Source organism: Ruegeria atlantica (assembly GCF_013032005.1).
Lineage (GTDB): Bacteria > Pseudomonadota > Alphaproteobacteria > Rhodobacterales > Rhodobacteraceae > Ruegeria > Ruegeria atlantica_A.
Window position 1 is genome coordinate 262,130 of record NZ_WQBE01000004.1, and the last position, 15,431, is coordinate 277,560.

General features: G+C 57.3%; 17 protein-coding genes and 1 pseudogene. 10 read left to right on the forward strand and 8 right to left on the reverse strand.

Translation table 11 applies throughout. The features are described 5' to 3' along the window. The first annotated feature begins 72 nt into the window (after window positions 1-72). From GOX21_RS10480 to GOX21_RS10510, 6 genes and pseudogenes are all read left to right on the forward strand, one after another. On the forward strand, window positions 73-948 hold the full coding sequence (locus GOX21_RS10480) for an HAD family hydrolase (protein ID WP_170374236.1): 876 nt from the start codon (window positions 73-75) through the stop codon (window positions 946-948). A gap of 100 nt (window positions 949-1,048) precedes the next feature. Continuing rightward, on the forward strand, window positions 1,049-1,492 hold the full coding sequence (locus tag GOX21_RS10485; protein WP_058275996.1) for a MaoC family dehydratase: 444 nt from the start codon (window positions 1,049-1,051) through the stop codon (window positions 1,490-1,492). Between the two features lie 128 nt (window positions 1,493-1,620). Further along, a pseudogene (locus GOX21_RS21510) lies at window positions 1,621-2,312 on the forward strand (Stf0 family sulfotransferase). A 51-nt stretch (window positions 2,313-2,363) separates the two neighbouring features. Next, entirely contained in the window at window positions 2,364-3,296 is a 933-nt protein-coding gene (locus GOX21_RS10500) for a bifunctional riboflavin kinase/FAD synthetase (RefSeq protein WP_170347829.1), read from the forward strand. Further along, entirely contained in the window at window positions 3,293-3,766 is a 474-nt protein-coding gene (locus GOX21_RS10505; RefSeq protein WP_170374234.1) for a YcgN family cysteine cluster protein, read from the forward strand. The genes GOX21_RS10500 and GOX21_RS10505 overlap by 4 nt, the downstream gene beginning before the upstream one ends. Continuing rightward, the gene (locus GOX21_RS10510) at window positions 3,766-4,800 is read left to right on the forward strand and encodes a threonine aldolase family protein (RefSeq protein ID WP_170374233.1); all 1,035 of its coding nucleotides are present in this window, start codon (window positions 3,766-3,768) and stop codon (window positions 4,798-4,800) included. The genes GOX21_RS10505 and GOX21_RS10510 overlap by 1 nt, the downstream gene beginning before the upstream one ends. Before the next feature lie 12 nt (window positions 4,801-4,812). Here GOX21_RS10510 and GOX21_RS10515 read toward each other — a convergent pair whose 3' ends face one another. Further along, window positions 4,813-5,415, reverse strand: a complete 603-nt coding sequence (locus GOX21_RS10515) for a 2-hydroxychromene-2-carboxylate isomerase (RefSeq protein WP_170374231.1) — start codon at window positions 5,413-5,415, stop codon at window positions 4,813-4,815. Between the two features lie 108 nt (window positions 5,416-5,523). On the opposite strand from GOX21_RS10515, the gene GOX21_RS10520 reads away from it, so the two are divergent. The 3 genes from GOX21_RS10520 to GOX21_RS10530 all read left to right on the forward strand — a co-directional run bounded on the left by GOX21_RS10520 (window position 5,524) and on the right by GOX21_RS10530 (window position 8,081). Beyond that, complete coding sequence (locus GOX21_RS10520; protein WP_170347825.1) at window positions 5,524-6,543, forward strand: ribose-phosphate pyrophosphokinase; 1,020 nt, start codon at window positions 5,524-5,526, stop codon at window positions 6,541-6,543. 103 nt (window positions 6,544-6,646) lie between these two features. Then, entirely contained in the window at window positions 6,647-7,096 is a 450-nt protein-coding gene (gene rpiB / locus GOX21_RS10525; protein WP_170374229.1) for a ribose 5-phosphate isomerase B, read from the forward strand. A gap of 301 nt (window positions 7,097-7,397) precedes the next feature. Beyond that, on the forward strand, window positions 7,398-8,081 hold the full coding sequence (locus GOX21_RS10530; RefSeq protein WP_170347823.1) for a hypothetical protein: 684 nt from the start codon (window positions 7,398-7,400) through the stop codon (window positions 8,079-8,081). A gap of 61 nt (window positions 8,082-8,142) precedes the next feature. Here the strand turns inward: GOX21_RS10530 and GOX21_RS10535 are convergent, their stop codons facing one another. The 7 genes from GOX21_RS10535 to GOX21_RS10565 all read right to left on the reverse strand — a co-directional run bounded on the left by GOX21_RS10535 (window position 8,143) and on the right by GOX21_RS10565 (window position 14,513). Further along, complete coding sequence (locus GOX21_RS10535) at window positions 8,143-8,493, reverse strand: H-type lectin domain-containing protein (RefSeq protein WP_170374227.1); 351 nt, start codon at window positions 8,491-8,493, stop codon at window positions 8,143-8,145. A 116-nt stretch (window positions 8,494-8,609) separates the two neighbouring features. Next, window positions 8,610-9,020, reverse strand: a complete 411-nt coding sequence (locus tag GOX21_RS10540; protein WP_170374225.1) for a F0F1 ATP synthase subunit epsilon — start codon at window positions 9,018-9,020, stop codon at window positions 8,610-8,612. A gap of 12 nt (window positions 9,021-9,032) precedes the next feature. Then, window positions 9,033-10,457 carry a F0F1 ATP synthase subunit beta gene (gene atpD / locus GOX21_RS10545; protein WP_170347820.1) on the reverse strand — a complete coding sequence of 475 codons (1,425 nt, stop codon included), beginning with the start codon at window positions 10,455-10,457 and terminating at the stop codon, window positions 9,033-9,035. A gap of 19 nt (window positions 10,458-10,476) precedes the next feature. After that, complete coding sequence (locus tag GOX21_RS10550) at window positions 10,477-11,352, reverse strand: F0F1 ATP synthase subunit gamma (protein WP_058280013.1); 876 nt, start codon at window positions 11,350-11,352, stop codon at window positions 10,477-10,479. A 15-nt stretch (window positions 11,353-11,367) separates the two neighbouring features. Next, a complete protein-coding gene (gene atpA, locus GOX21_RS10555; RefSeq protein ID WP_170347819.1) occupies window positions 11,368-12,906 on the reverse strand; it encodes a F0F1 ATP synthase subunit alpha in 1,539 nt (512 codons plus the stop codon). Beyond that, complete coding sequence (locus GOX21_RS10560; protein ID WP_170347818.1) at window positions 12,907-13,467, reverse strand: F0F1 ATP synthase subunit delta; 561 nt, start codon at window positions 13,465-13,467, stop codon at window positions 12,907-12,909. A 311-nt stretch (window positions 13,468-13,778) separates the two neighbouring features. After that, window positions 13,779-14,513: a class I SAM-dependent methyltransferase gene (locus GOX21_RS10565; protein ID WP_170347817.1), complete on the reverse strand. Its 735-nt coding sequence runs from the start codon at window positions 14,511-14,513 to the stop codon at window positions 13,779-13,781. 61 nt (window positions 14,514-14,574) lie between these two features. Between GOX21_RS10565 and gloB the strand changes: the two genes are divergently transcribed. Next, complete coding sequence (gene gloB / locus GOX21_RS10570; RefSeq protein WP_170374223.1) at window positions 14,575-15,342, forward strand: hydroxyacylglutathione hydrolase; 768 nt, start codon at window positions 14,575-14,577, stop codon at window positions 15,340-15,342. Window positions 15,343-15,431 lie beyond the last annotated feature (89 nt).

Below are 15,431 nucleotides of genomic sequence, written 5' to 3' on the forward strand. Positions count from 1 at the left end.
GCGGGATGGTCAAAGCCCGTCAGCTTTGCAATAGCTGACGCAACCTTGCATTCAACTCGCCCGAGGTCCTCAATGACTCAGATCGTCCACTCCCTGTCCGACATATCCGACCGCTACAAAGCACTGTTCGTTGACCTTTGGGGCTGTGTTCACAACGGCATCACCGCCTTCCCCGAGGCCGTCGCTGCCCTCAAAGCCTATCGTGCGAAAGGCGGGATTGTCGTGCTGGTGACGAACTCTCCGAAACCCCGCGCGGGCGTTGCCCAACAATTGGTGCAATTCAACGTCCCCGAAGATGCCTATGACACCATCGCCACCAGCGGCGATTCTGCGCGGTCGGCGATGTTCCGGGGCGCCGTCGGAGAAAAGGTCTATTTCATGGGCGAATGGCAGCGCGATGCGGGGTTCTTTGAGCCGCTGAAAATACTGCACCACCCGATCCACATCGAACGGGTCCCGCTGGATGAGGGCGAAGGGATCGTCTGTTGCGGTCCGTTTGATCCGATGGCGGACCCGTCCGTCAACCGCGCGGATTTCCTCTATGCCAAGCAAAAGGGCATGAAGCTGCTGTGCGCCAATCCCGATATTGTGGTCGACCGGGGCGAGGTGCGCGAATGGTGTGCCGGAGCGCTGGCCAAACTGTATACCGAGATGGGCGGCGAAAGCCTGTACTTCGGCAAACCCCACCCGCCGATCTATGATCTGGCCCGCCGTAGGCTGCAAGAACTGAGCCACGACATCCCCGATGGCGACATTTTGGTGATCGGTGATGGCCCCCATACCGACATTCTGGGCGGCATGGGTGAGGGGATTGATTCTCTGTTTATCTCGGGTGGATTGGCTGCTGCAGAAACAAAAACTGAGCATCATCCGCACTACGAATCGCTAACTGACTACATTGCAAGGGAAAATATAAATCCCACCTATACAATCGGTCGCCTGAGATAAGCAGAAAAGGCTTGATTTTCTGCGCTTGCGAAGTAATAAAGTTGCCGAACACGGGCAACATTGATCCTTTTGTTGCTCAACGGATTCTAGTGAGGGCGACATGTTGGATAATCTTCCGCGCGGCACGATCTGTATTGAAGACATCGAAATGGGCATGACCCGTCACCTGCGCAAAGTGGTGACTGACGAAGATATCGAGATGTTTGCGCAGGTTTCGACCGACCGGAATCCGGTGCATCTGGATGATGACTATGCCCGCGACACGATCTTTGAGGGGCGCATCGCCCATGGGATGCTGACGGCGGGCCTGATCTCGGCCGTCATCGGCGAACAACTGCCCGGCCACGGCACCGTGTATATGGGTCAGTCGCTTAAATTCCTGGCCCCCGTGCGCCCCGGTGACATGGTCTATGCCGAGGTCAAAGTGATCGACATCGACTTTGCCAAGCGTCGGGTGAAACTGGATTGCCACTGCGCCGTAGATGGCAAAAAGGTTCTGGTCGGCGAAGCAATGGTTCTGGCCCCGTCGCGCAAGTTCGACTGATCCAAAGCACAGCTTTACCAGCCTTGTTTCGTTCACCGGCCCGGTCTAGACCCGGTTCGGTAAACAATTTTGACAGCTACTTAATTTGCACGACCCCGCGCAGCTGCAGCACTTTGCTGTGCTAGCTACTGGCCGCCACGGGTTGCGCAGAAAAGCCGGATTCGTACTTTCATGCCCCGACCCTAGAAGAATGGATGGCGTATTACGATCTGGATCGCACCGCTTTTCCGGGTACAAAAAGCACCCTGCGCGCAATCTTTGCCGAGGCCATTCACCAGGGGAAAGCCGGTACAGACATCTTCGGATTGCGCCTGCAAGGCAAAAGTCGGGCATTCTTTCTTCAGCAATTGCGCACTCTATACCCGACCGCCGGGGATAACCTAGCCCGGCTGAAGCCACCTTTGGTGAGGTCTGCTTCATTTACCTTAATCGCCGCAACAAGCTGGAACAGGCTATTTCGATTGTGAAAGCCGAACAGACCGGATTGTGGCACCGCAACGCAGATGGGACCGAGTTGGAGCATCTCACCCCACCTGCCGACCCGGTTTACGATCCGATCGCCATCGCCCGATACATGGCTGAGCTTGAAGAAGGGGATACGGCCTGGCGTGACTGTTTCGCCGCGCAGCAGATCACGCCACATATCATCCATAACGAACAACTTGAAAACGATCCAATTGGCGTTTTGACCGATGTACTATACCTGCTGGGGATCGATCCCGCGCGGGGTGCCGAGATCGCGCCCGCCACAGACAAGCTGGCAGACTCGACAAACCGGGAATGGGCCAGACGTTCTTGGGCCGATCATCCCACACACTGACAATGCAATCAGATGCTTGAACCCGACCCACAGTCCCGTTAGGCAGATGCTATGCGCATCATCCGTGATTTTCAGTTCATCGAGCCTCAGGACCGCGGCGCCAGCGTGGCGATCGGGAATTTTGACGGCGTCCACATCGGCCACCAGTCTGTGATCGAACTGGCCCGCAATGCCGCGCCGGATGCGCCCTTGGGGGTGATGACCTTTGAGCCGCACCCACGCGAGTATTTCGCACCCGCAGCCCCGCCTTTTCGCCTGATGCGCTGCAATGCCCGTGCGCACCGGCTGGAAAAGTTGGGTGTCAAGAAATTGTATGAACTGCCCTTCAATTCCGCCCTTGCCGGGCTGACTCCGGAAGAATTCGCGTCGAACGTGATTTGCGATGGGTTGGGCCTGTCGCATGTGGTTGTCGGTGCCGATTTCTGTTTCGGCAAGGGGCGCAGCGGTACGGCGGATGATCTGGTTCGGTTCGGTCAACAAATGGGCTTTGGCGTCACCATCGCACCTTTGATGGAGCGGTCCGAGAATATCGTGTCGTCCACCGCGATCCGTACAGCGCTGACCGAAGGCCGCCCTCGCGATGCGGCAACCATGCTGGGCCATTGGCATCGGATCGAGGGTCCGGTGATCGGCGGCGAACAACGTGGCCGCGAGTTGGGCTTCCCGACCGCCAACATGTCCATCGAAGGTTTGCACCCGCCAAAATTCGGCGTCTACGCGGTGCTGGTCGATGTGTTGGACGGCCCGCATCGAGGCAGCTATCAAGGCGCGGCCTCGGTCGGGACGCGGCCAATGTTTAAGGGCGAAGTGCCGAATATCGAAACCTTCCTGCTCGACTTTTCAGGCGACCTTTATGGTGCGACCCTATCGATTGGTCTGGTTGAATATCTACGACCTGAATTGACCTTCGACGGGCTGGACGGGTTGATTGCACAAATGAACTCTGATTGTGACAAGGCCCGAACACTGCTGGCGAAGCTATGACCGCCGATCCTATTGATCGCACTGGCCTGAGCCCCCGGTTCTGGGAACGCAAACCCCTAACCAAGATGAACGAGCAAGAGTGGGAAGCGCTTTGCGACGGCTGCGGTAAGTGTTGTCTGAACAAGCTTGAAGACGAAGACACAGGCGAGGTGGCCCTGACCTGCGTCGCCTGCCGTCTGCTGGATGATGAGACCTGCCGCTGCACCCAATACGATATCCGCCACCAGTTCGTGCCGGAATGTATCGTGATGAAGCCCGACAATATCGACGATCACGCCTATTGGCTGCCGCAAACGTGCGCTTACAGGCTGTTGTGGGAAGGGAAACCTCTTTACGACTGGCACCCATTAATATCAGGTACGCCGGACAGTGTTCACGCTGCCGGAATCTCGGTTCAGGGGCGCACGGTGTCCGAGTTCGAAACACCCATCGAAGAATGGGAAGACTATATCATCGAGGAGTCCAGCTGATGTATTTTGCCTCTGACAATTCCGGGCCGGTTCATCCGCAGGTCATGACCGCTTTGAACGAAGCAAATCAGGGCTATCAGATGGCCTATGGGGCAGACACACTGATGAATGAGGTGCGCGATCGAATTCGCGGCATCTTTGAAGCGCCCGGTGCTGCGGTGTATCTGGTAGCCACCGGAACGGCGGCAAACTCGCTGGCTCTGGCTACGTTGGCACAGCCATGGGAGACGGTGTTCTGTTCGCCCGTCGCCCATATCCACGAGGATGAATGCAACGCGCCGGAATTCTACAGCGGCACCAAGCTGACGTTGGTACCCGGCGGCGATAAGATGGATCCCGAAGCGCTGCGCCGTTCCATTCTGGCCGAAGAAACCCGCGGTGTGCATGGTCCGCAACGCGGACCGGTTTCGATCACCCAGGTGACCGAGCGCGGCTCGGTCTATTCGCTGGAGGAGTTGCAGGCATTGTGCGGCGTAGTAAAGGAGTTTGACCTGCCCGTCCATCTGGATGGAGCTCGGTTCACAAACGCTTTGGTCGCGCTGAACTGTTCTCCGGCTGAAATGACGTGGAAAGCGGGCGTCGATGCGGTCAGCTTTGGCGGCACCAAGAACGGTTTGATGGGGGTCGAGGCAGTTGTCTTCTTTGACGAATCCAAAGCCTGGGAGTTTGAACTGCGGCGCAAGCGCGGTGCGCATCTGTTTTCAAAACATCGCTATCTGTCCGCACAGATGGCAGCCTATTTGCAGGATGACCTGTGGTTGACTATGGCACGTAAGGCCAACGCCAATTGTGCCCACCTGGCCGACGGCCTGCGCGCCAAGGGCGCGACTTTCCTGCACGAGCCGCAGGCCAACATGGTGTTCGCCCAGTTTTCCCGCGCCCGGCACAAGCAACTGCATGAGGCCGGGGCGATCTACCACCTTTGGGGGGCCGAACTTGACGGGGCAAGTGACGAAGAGACGCTCGCCTGCCGTCTGGTCTGTGACTGGTCGATCAGCAGCGACGATATCGACCGTTTCCTCGACCTGCTTTGACTGGCATGCCGGTCAACCCTTGGCCTCGGTCAGGTGCCGGTCCAGATCATCCAAACGGTCCTGCCCCCAGAACCGCTGGCCATCCTCAGTAATGTAGAACGGCGCGCCAAAGACGCCGCGTTCAACGGCCTCTTCCAGATTGGCGGCATAGGTTTCGGCACCGACCAGCAGGCCACTGTCTGCCAGATTTGGGTCAAAGCCCGCCTGCGTCAGGCAATCGCGGATCACATCATCCTGTGCGATGTCTTTTTCCTCGGCCCAACAGGCCCGCAGCAAGGACTGGACCAACTTACCTACATCCCCTGCCCCATCCTTCATCGCTGCAATCACCGCATAGGACGACGGCGCCATATTGGTCGGCCAATGCGCCGGTTGCAGATTGAATTCTATTCCCAGGTTCTTAGATTGGCGCAGCAGTTCCTGCGCCCTGTATTCATTGCGCGACGGGTGGCGATCTTTTGGCGGCGTTCCCCCCGTACGACCAAACAGCGCCATGATATCCAGCGGTTTGTAATTGATCGTCGCGCCATGCTTGGCCGCGACCTCCTCCAGCCGCTCACCTGCCAAATAGGTGAATGGCGAAATTGTCGCAAAATAGTAGTCAATCCGGGCCATGTGCACTTTCTCCGCTGCGTTACCTTTGCTGGACGGTAAGGCCATGCTAAGCGGTGTCAACATCACGAATCTGTCACATTTGCCATTGCTGCCCGGGGACCTCAGCCGATGCCGACACTCAACGAACCCAAGCTTATCGCTGGGAACGCAAATCTTCCGCTTGCCGAATCCATAGCTCGCCGCATGAGCCTGTATCGCGGCGTCGATCAGGGTCTGGTCGATGCGAGAGTTGAACGGTTCAATGACGGCGAGATTTTCGTCGAAGTGTTCGAAAACGTGCGTGGCGAGGACATGTTCATCGTCCAGCCAACCTCGAACCCCGCCAATGACAATCTGATGGAGCTGCTGATCATTGCCGACGCGTTGCGCCGGTCATCGGCCCAACGGATCACCGCTGTTATCCCCTACTTCGGTTATGCTCGACAGGACCGCCGCACTAAGGCCCGCACGCCGATCAGCGCCAAGCTGGTGGCCAACATGCTGACCGGTGCAGGAATCGAGCGGATCCTTACCATGGACCTGCACGCAGCGCAGATTCAGGGGTTCTTCGATATGCCGGTCGACAACCTCTATGCCTCGCCAATCTTTGCACTGGATGTAAAACACCAGTTCAAGAACAACCTGGATGAACTTATGGTTGTCTCGCCCGACGTGGGCGGTGTGGCCCGTGCACGTGAACTTGCCAAACGCATCAGCGCTCCCTTGTCGATCGTTGACAAACGACGCGAAAAGGCTGGTGAAGTGGCAGAAATGACCGTGATCGGCGATGTCAAAGACAAGATTTGCCTGATCGTGGACGACATGTGCGACACTGCCGGCACGTTGTGCAAAGCGGCTCAGGTACTGATGGATAATGGTGCGAAAGAGGTGCACTCTTACATCACACACGGCGTCATGAGCGGCCCGGCAGTCGAACGCGTAACCAATTCGGTAATGAAGTCGTTGGTGCTAACCGACACGATCCAGCCAACCCCAGAGATCGCAAAAGCCAAGAACATCCGCATCGTACCAACGTCTCCGATCTTCACGCAGGCGATCCTGAATATCTGGAACGGTACCAGCGTTTCGTCGCTATTCGAAGACAAGACCTTGATCCCGATCTACGAGTCTATGTACCACATGGACTAAGTTTGGATCGGGCGGTCCTTTTGGGCCGCCCTTCCCTTTGCAGGCCTCCGCGCCCGCGACCAACCTGCCACGAAAATCAGCGTGGTTATCTGTGGAAAGTCCCATGACAGTCAACAAACGCATCGTTCTCTCCAGTGACCACGCAGCCATTGATTTGCGTCAGGCTGTTGCCGCCCATGTTGCGGCAAATGGCTGGGAAGTGGTGGACATCGGCCCTACCACTCCTGAAAGCACCCACTACCCCCTGCACGGCAAAGCTGCTGCACAGGCTGTGGCTTCGGGCGATTGCCAATTGGGAATCGTTCTGTGCGGCACCGGTCAAGGCATCATGATGGCCGCCAACAAAGTCCCCGGCATCCGTTGTGGTGTTTGTTCCGACGCGTTTTCGGCCCGGATGATCCGCCAGCACAATGACGCAAACATGCTCTCCATCGGTGCGCGCGTTGTGGGTGAAGGTCAGGCGTTGGATATCGTCGATGCCTTTCTGACCGCCGAGTTTGAAGGCGGCCGTCACGCGACCCGTGTGGACATGATTGAGGGAAATGAGGCCTAGAGCAGCATTTCACGCCACTTCAGACCACCGCAATCCTGGCAACGCCCGCTTGCAGAGCTTTGTTGGACCGTGTCTGGAACACGTCAATGCATGTCGGCGAAACAACTTTATGAGCGACCTGTGCCTTAGCGCTACGAATGTTGTCAAACGTAGAAAAGTTCAGACGTCTCACACCCAATTGTGTTGCGGCTCCTTTCTTGGCCTCGGCGCATCAATTGCGCTGACGTCAGACCAATTTTCAACACATTGCCCTGGCAAAAAACCTACAAGCACTAACTGATAGAGTTTCAGACCTCGACCCATGTCCAACACAAGCTTTCAAGACCGCATTCAACGCATCAACGCCAATAACCCTCAAGCAACCTCTGACCTTTCGCAAAAAGTAACAAAAGCTCCATCACTCCGACCAAATCACTGGAAGGTCCTTGTCGGCATACTGTTTTTGAGTGTCGGGCAACAAGCAGTAAAACAGGCGAACGAAAGTTACGAGGTTATAAAGCAAAGCTATGGGATCGGTGCCGCAGCCGGGCTGGGTGTTGCGGGGGTGTTCGCGTTAGTGGCTGGCTGTATCCTTATGTACCGCGGCATTTTGGCTGGTGACAAACAGCGGAACAAGGCGATCTCGGACGCCTCCGAAACGGGAGGGCGTCGAAAGCGTATTACGTCAAACAGGGCTCGGACCATATGTTCCATAGTAGGCTTCAGCTTTGGCGCCATTGCCACATTTTACCTTATTACAGGCAAAATCGCCCACTCGATGGATACCGAGAGTGCCCGAGAGTACGCCCTCGGGGCCAGCGTGATTATGATTGGTCTCCCTATGCTTTCTCTGCTCATAGGATTTATCGGACTTTTCGTGCGTGGTTTTGCCTTGGGTCGTGTTCCCGTCTTTTGCGTGCTTGGAGCCGTCATAACGATTTGCGCCATAATTCTGAGCGGTGCTAATCCTTACGAGTGGAACTGGTTGTTTTCCAGACTACACTGATTATCCCGAAAAGCGCGTAGCATGTTTTTCAAACCACTTCCTGGCTCAGGCGTTGAATCAATCACGAGATATCCCAGTCATCCTCATGTGCGACCTCACCAATGGCCGTCCATGTCACCCGTATCCGGGCAATTCGCGTATCCGACCAGGTTCGGAATACGGTAACAAAGCCCTCAGGTGTAATGTCCGCAGTCGTCACCTCGGCACGTAGCGCCGAGGACGTGTCCACATCCCATAAAGACACCCCAATTTGAACCACCGGTGCGGTTCGAAATGACTGACTGAAGAGGATCGCAGACCGCCGTTCGCGTGGCCCCTCGCCTGTCCACATGTCGCCGCCATCAGCGAAATCGGAAAACAGCACTGCTTCGCCTTGGTCAATACCAATAGGGTGGGTTCGAAAAGTCTTCATTTTGATATCTTTGTTTAATTATTCCTTACACCTATCCTGCAGCCTCAGCAAAATCACGACAAAAAAACGGCCCCGCGCAGGCAGGGCCGTTCTAAATCACAAGAATTGCCAGAGCCTTACAGGCTCATATGCGTTCCAAGGGCTTCCATGTCGGCCAGCAGTTTGGCGGCGTCGTCGACGATTGTCTGATCATCGCCTTCCTTCGCTGCCTCGTGCGACGCGCGTGCCTCGGCGATCAGATCGTCCAGGTGTGAGCGTGTCACTTCGGCAACCGGGATCGCCTTTTCGGCCAGAACCGACAGGCCATCGCCATTGATCTGAGCAAACCCACCGGTGACCAGGTATTCGCTGGACCCTTCAGGTGCTTCGACCTTCAGGATGCCCGGGCGCAGCGTGGTGATGGTGGGGGCATGGTCGGGCATTGCCGTCATGTCCCCGTCCGCGCCGGGAATCTGGACCGCCGTCGCGCTGAGCGAAGCAAGGCTCCGCTCGGGGCTGACGAGGTCGAATTGCATCGTGTTTGCCATCAGGGATACTCCTTAGGCGGCTTCTGCGGCCATCTTTTCCGCTTTGGCGATCACTTCGTCGATGCCGCCAACCATCAGGAAGGCCGCTTCGGGCAGGTGATCGTATTCGCCGGCCACAACGGCCTTGAACGACGCGATGGTGACATCCAGAGGAACCTGAACGCCAGGGCTACCGGTGAAGACCTGCGCCACGTCGAACGGCTGCGACATGAAGCGTTCGATCTTACGGGCACGGGCCACGGTCAGTTTGTCCTCTTCCGACAGCTCGTCCATGCCAAGGATGGCGATGATGTCCTGCAGCGACTTGTAGCGCTGTAAGATCTGCTGAACATCGGTCGCAACCTGATAATGCTCTTCGCCAACGATGGCCGGGTCGAGCAGACGCGAAGTCGAGTCGAGCGGGTCAACCGCGGGGTAGATACCCTTTTCCGAGATCGCACGGTTAAGAACGGTAGTCGCATCCAAGTGAGCGAACGAGGTTGCCGGCGCAGGGTCGGTAAGGTCGTCCGCAGGCACGTAGATCGCCTGCACCGAGGTGATCGAGCCCGACTTGGTCGAGGTGATGCGTTCCTGCAGGGCACCCATGTCAGTGGCCAGTGTCGGCTGGTAGCCCACGGCCGAAGGAATACGACCCAGCAGAGCCGAAACCTCGGAACCCGCCTGCGTAAAGCGGAAAATGTTGTCGACGAAGAACAGAACGTCGGTACCGGACTGGTCGCGGAACTGCTCGGCCAGGGTCAGGCCGGTCAGAGCAACACGCGCACGCGCTCCGGGAGGTTCGTTCATCTGACCGTAAACCAGGGCCACCTGCGATTCTGACAGGTTGTCCGGCTTGATAACATTCGATTCGATCATCTCGTGGTACAGGTCGTTCCCTTCACGGGTCCGTTCACCAACACCCGCGAACACCGAGAAGCCCGAGTGCACTTTTGCGATGTTGTTGATCAGTTCCATGATCAGAACGGTTTTACCAACGCCGGCGCCGCCGAACAGGCCGATCTTACCGCCTTTGGCGTAAGGGGCCAGCAGGTCCACAACCTTGATGCCGGTGACCAGAACTTCCGACTCGGTCGACTGTTCTGCGAAGGTCGGTGCAGGCTGGTGGATGGCGCGGGATTCGGTTGCCTCAACAGGGCCCTTCTCGTCGATGGGATCGCCAACGACGTTCAGGATGCGGCCCAGGGTGGCGTTACCAACCGGAACCGAGATCGGCGCGCCCATGTCGGTGACTTCCGCGCCACGAACCAGACCTTCGGTCGCGTCCATCGCGATGGTGCGGACAGTGTTTTCACCCAGGTGCTGGGCAACTTCCAGTACCAGACGCTTGCCGTTGTTTTCGGTTTCCAGCGCGTTCAGAATTTCAGGCAGCTGATCTTCGAAGTGCACGTCGACGACGGCCCCGATGATCTGTGTGACTTTGCCTTTTGCATTCGCCATATTGTTGTCTCCGGTTTTCTTACAGCGCTTCGGCGCCGGAAATAATTTCAATCAGCTCGTTGGTGATCACGGCCTGACGCGAGCGGTTGAACTGGATCGTCAGCTTGTCGATCATTTCACCCGCGTTGCGTGTCGCGTTGTCCATTGCGGACATCCGTGCACCCTGTTCAGACGCTCCGTTTTCGAGCAGGGCCGAGAAGATCGCGGTTGCAACCCCCTTGGGCAGCAGGTCGGCCAAGATGGCCTCTTCGCTGGGCTCGTAGTCGAAAACAGCACCGCTATCGTCACCCTCGGTTTCCTCGAACGAGGCGGGGATGACCTGCTGTGCCGTCGGGATTTGGGTCACAACGTTGACGAACTTCGAATAGAAGATCGTGGCAACGTCGAACTCACCCCCGTCAAAGCGCGACAGGACGTCCTTCGCGATGTCTTGCGCGTTGGTGTAACCCAGACGCTTGACCTCGCTCAGGTCGATATGTCCAACGAACAGATCGCCAAAATCACGCTTCAGCGCGTCGCGGCCTTTTTTGCCGACGGTCAGAACTTTGATCGTCTTGCCTTTGGCGCGCAGCTCGTCCGCTTTTTGACGGGCCAGCTTGGCGATGTTCGAGTTGAAGCCGCCGCACAGGCCGCGTTCAGCTGTCATGACAACCAGCAGATGGACATCATCACTGCCCGTACCACGGAGCAGCTTAGGGGCGCTGTCGCTGCCCCCGACCGACGCCGCCAGCCCCGCCATCACGGCATTGAACCGTTCGGCATAGGGGCGCGAGGCTTCGGCAGATTCCTGGGCGCGGCGCAGTTTTGCAGCCGCGACCATCTGCATGGCCTTGGTGATCTTGCGGGTCGATTTGACCGACTCGATCCTGTTTTTAAGGTCCTTAAGATTTGGCATATGCCCGCCTCTCCCTTAAGCGAAGGTTGCGGCGTATTCGTCCAGCGCAGCCTTGATCTTATCGGAAGCGTCACCCTTGATCTTGGGATCTTCGTCCGTGATCCACTGAAGCAGATCCGCGTGCTTGCCACGCAGGTGCGCCAGCAGGCCAGCTTCGTAACGGCCAACATCGGACACGTCGATCTTGTCGAGGTAACCGTTGGTACCGGCGAAGATGACGCAGACGATTTCAGCATTGGTCAGCGGCGAGTACTGCGGCTGTTTCATAAGCTCGGTCAGACGCGCACCACGGTTCAGCAGCTGCTGGGTCGCGGCGTCCAGGTCGGAACCAAACTGAGCAAACGCAGCCATTTCACGGTACTGAGCCAGTTCCAGTTTAACCGGACCGGCAACCGACTTCATCGAGTTGGTCTGAGCCGAAGAGCCCACACGCGAAACCGACAGACCGGTGTTCACAGCAGGACGGATGCCCTGGTAGAACAGTTCGGTTTCCAGGAAGATCTGGCCGTCGGTGATCGAAATCACGTTGGTCGGAATAAACGCCGAAACGTCACCACCCTGAGTTTCGATGACCGGCAGAGCAGTCAGCGAGCCCGCACCGAAATCCTCGTTCAGCTTCGCCGAACGCTCCAGCAGGCGCGAGTGGAGGTAGAAAACGTCGCCAGGATAGGCTTCACGTCCGGGCGGGCGGCGCAGCAGCAGCGACATCTGACGATAGGACACAGCCTGCTTAGACAAGTCATCATAGATGATCAGCGCGTGACGGCCATTGTCTCGGAAGTATTCGGCCATCGCGGTTGCAGCGTAGGGTGCCAGGAACTGCATCGGTGCCGGGTCGGACGCGGTTGCGGCCACAACGATCGAGTATTCAATCGCACCGGATTCTTCCAGCTTCTTCACCAGCTGCGCAACGGTCGAACGCTTTTGACCGATGGCAACGTAAACGCAGTACAGTTTCTTCGACTCGTCGTCGCCTGCTGCGTCATTGTACACTTTCTGGTTCAGGATCGCGTCCAGAGCAACGGCAGTTTTACCGGTCTGACGGTCACCAATGATCAGCTCACGCTGGCCACGGCCAATCGGGATCATCGCGTCAACCGATTTCAGGCCGGTTGCCATCGGCTCGTGAACCGACTTACGCGGGATGATGCCTGGTGCCTTAACGTCTGCAACGCCACGCTTGGTTGCGTTGATCGGACCTTTGCCGTCCAGCGGGTTGCCTAGACCGTCAACAACACGGCCCAGCAGCTCGTCACCGATCGGAACGTCCACGATCGAGTTGGTGCGCTTGACGGTGTCACCTTCTTTAATGTCACGGTCGGAACCGAAGATAACGACACCGACGTTGTCGCTTTCCAGGTTCAGCGCCATGCCCATGATGCCACCGGGGAATTCGACCATCTCACCGGCTTGTACGTTGTCCAGGCCGTATACACGGGCAATCCCGTCACCGACGCTCAGCACGCGGCCAATCTCGGCCACTTCGGCTTCCTGACCAAAATTCTTGATCTGGTCCTTCAGGATTGCAGAAATCTCTGCAGCTTGGATTCCCATTTATCCGACCTCTTTCATTGCATTCTGTAGGGAGTTCAGCTTCGAACGGATCGAGCTATCGATCATTTTCGAGCCCACTTTAACGACAAGACCGCCGATGAGGCTTTCATCAACGGTCGCATTGATTGTCACGGTCTTGCCCACACGCTCGGACAGCGTCTTGGACAGTTTATCCAGTTGCGTCTTGGTCAACGCCTTGGCCGAGGCGACATCGGCGGTCACTTCGCCGCGTTCGTCTGCCAGCATGTCGCGCAGTACCTGCACCAGTTGCGGAATAACAAACAGGCGGCGCTTTTCGGCCATCAGACCCAGCGTGTTGCGCAGGATGGTATGCAGACCCATCTTGTCGGCAATCGCGGTAATCGCTGCTTCCTGTTCGGCGCGGGATACCAGCGGCGATGCAATCAGGTCGCGCAAGTCGGCGCTTTCGCCCAAAGCTGCTGCCAAATCGTTGATGCCGGTTTCCAGACCTGCAAGGTCATTATTCTCTTTGGCGATCTCAAAGATCGCGGTGGCATAGCGTTCAGCAATGCCAGTGGAAATCGAAGCTGGTTCGGACACGTCCACCCTTCCGATATTTGAGGCCCCGATTTTGAGTAGCGGCCGCTACCACGGGGGCGTGAGGAAACCCCGCCCAGACGGCCGGGGATCAAAATCACCGGGGATGTAGCAGAGCCGAACCAAGCTAGCAATATATTATCACGGCAAGCACTTTATCCACAAAATGTTTTGTTTCAATTACTTACGAAGGGTGCGACCCTTTTATCCGGCTGGAAGGCAGGAAAAATGTTACGAAAGTGTAGGTTTTTGCGATTCCTGTGACCTATTTCCCGCAAATTCGGGCTTTGAAACGTCCCAAATCGACACAAGAATTATGCTGGCTTCAACAGTCCATCTAGCGCCTTGATCGGGCGACGTTCGGTATCTTTTGTGACGGTGCCGCTGGGGGGACGGATGTGCTTGGTGACCTCTACCATCAGCACTCCCCCGGCCATCACCGTTGGCATGCGCTGACCGGTTTTTTCGATCAGACTGCCCGATTTCAACCAGAACCGGCGAAACGAAGGCGGCATATACAGGGCCGAGCAGTGGCCTTCGGGAATGAAGTGATGCGCCTTGAGCTGGCTTTCCAACTGCGACGCCGAATACGGGCGCCCGAATCCAAAGGGCGTTCGATCTGATCGCGACCACAGCCCGGCCCGGTTCGGCACAATGAAAATCGCGCGCCCTCCTGGTCCGAGAACCCGCCAGCATTCGTTCAGCAATTCGCTGGGCTGACCTGAGGTCTCCAACCCGTGCATCACGACCAATTTGTCCACGTGCCCGGTTTCAATGGGCCAGAGTGTTTCTTCGGTCAGCACAGAGACATTGGGCATCCCGGCAGGCCAGGGCATGACCCCCTGCGGCCCTGGCATCAAGCCGATGACACGACGCGCTTCTGCCAGATATGGCCGCAAAAGTGGCACCGCGAAACCAAAGCCTACTACGGTCTGACCTTTGGCCTCGGGCCACAGCTGCGTCAGCCGTCCACGAATAGCGGCCTGCGCGGCACGGCCCAATGTGCTGCGGTAGTAGAAATTCCTCAAATCCTGCACATCAAGATGCATTGCGGACACCCGGTCAATCGGCTTAGCTGGGCGCAGTCTAGCAACGAAAGGGCAAAAGGCCATGCCTCTTGAGATCGTAACCATCCCCTGTCTCAGCGATAATTATGCTTTTCTGGCGCATGACGCCACCAGTGGCCAGACCGCCCTGATTGACGCCCCCGAAGCCGGACCGATTCTGGCAGAACTGGACGCCCGCGGCTGGACACTAAGTCACGTGTTGCTGACCCATCATCATTGGGATCACATCGACGGGCTGACCGGTATTCTGGAAAAACACTCCCCTACGGTCTTCGGTGCCGCTGCCGACGTCCACCGCCTGCCCCCGCTGAACCAACAAGTGGCCGAGGGCGACTCGTTCGAGATTGGCGGCGAACCGGTGCAGGTTTTGGATGTGTCGGGCCATACAGTCGGCCACGTTGCATTTTACATGCCGCAAAGCTCTGCTGTTTTCACCGCTGACAGCCTAATGGCCCTGGGCTGCGGTCGCCTTTTCGAGGGGACCGCGCCGCAGATGTGGGAGTCTCTTTCCAAACTGGCCGCATTGCCTGACGAAACAATCGTGTACTCGGGTCACGAATATACGCAATCCAACGCCAATTTCGCCACTACGGTCGATCCGGACAATGCCGCACTGCAGCAACGCATGACAGATATCGACGCCGCCCGCGCCGCCGGAAAACCCACGGTCCCTTCCAGCCTCGCGCTGGAAAAGGCCACAAACCCGTTCCTGCGCGCCACAGATCCGGCGATTCAAGGCCATTTGGGCATGGAAAACGCCGAACCGGCTGCAGTATTTGCCGAAATCAGGGCTAGAAAAGACCGCTTCTAATGCCTATTTCGCCCTCTTCACGGCCACGGTCACAGGAAATGTGACTGTCAAGTGAAAGAAAACCCTTGAAGCCGGGCCACGATCAACCA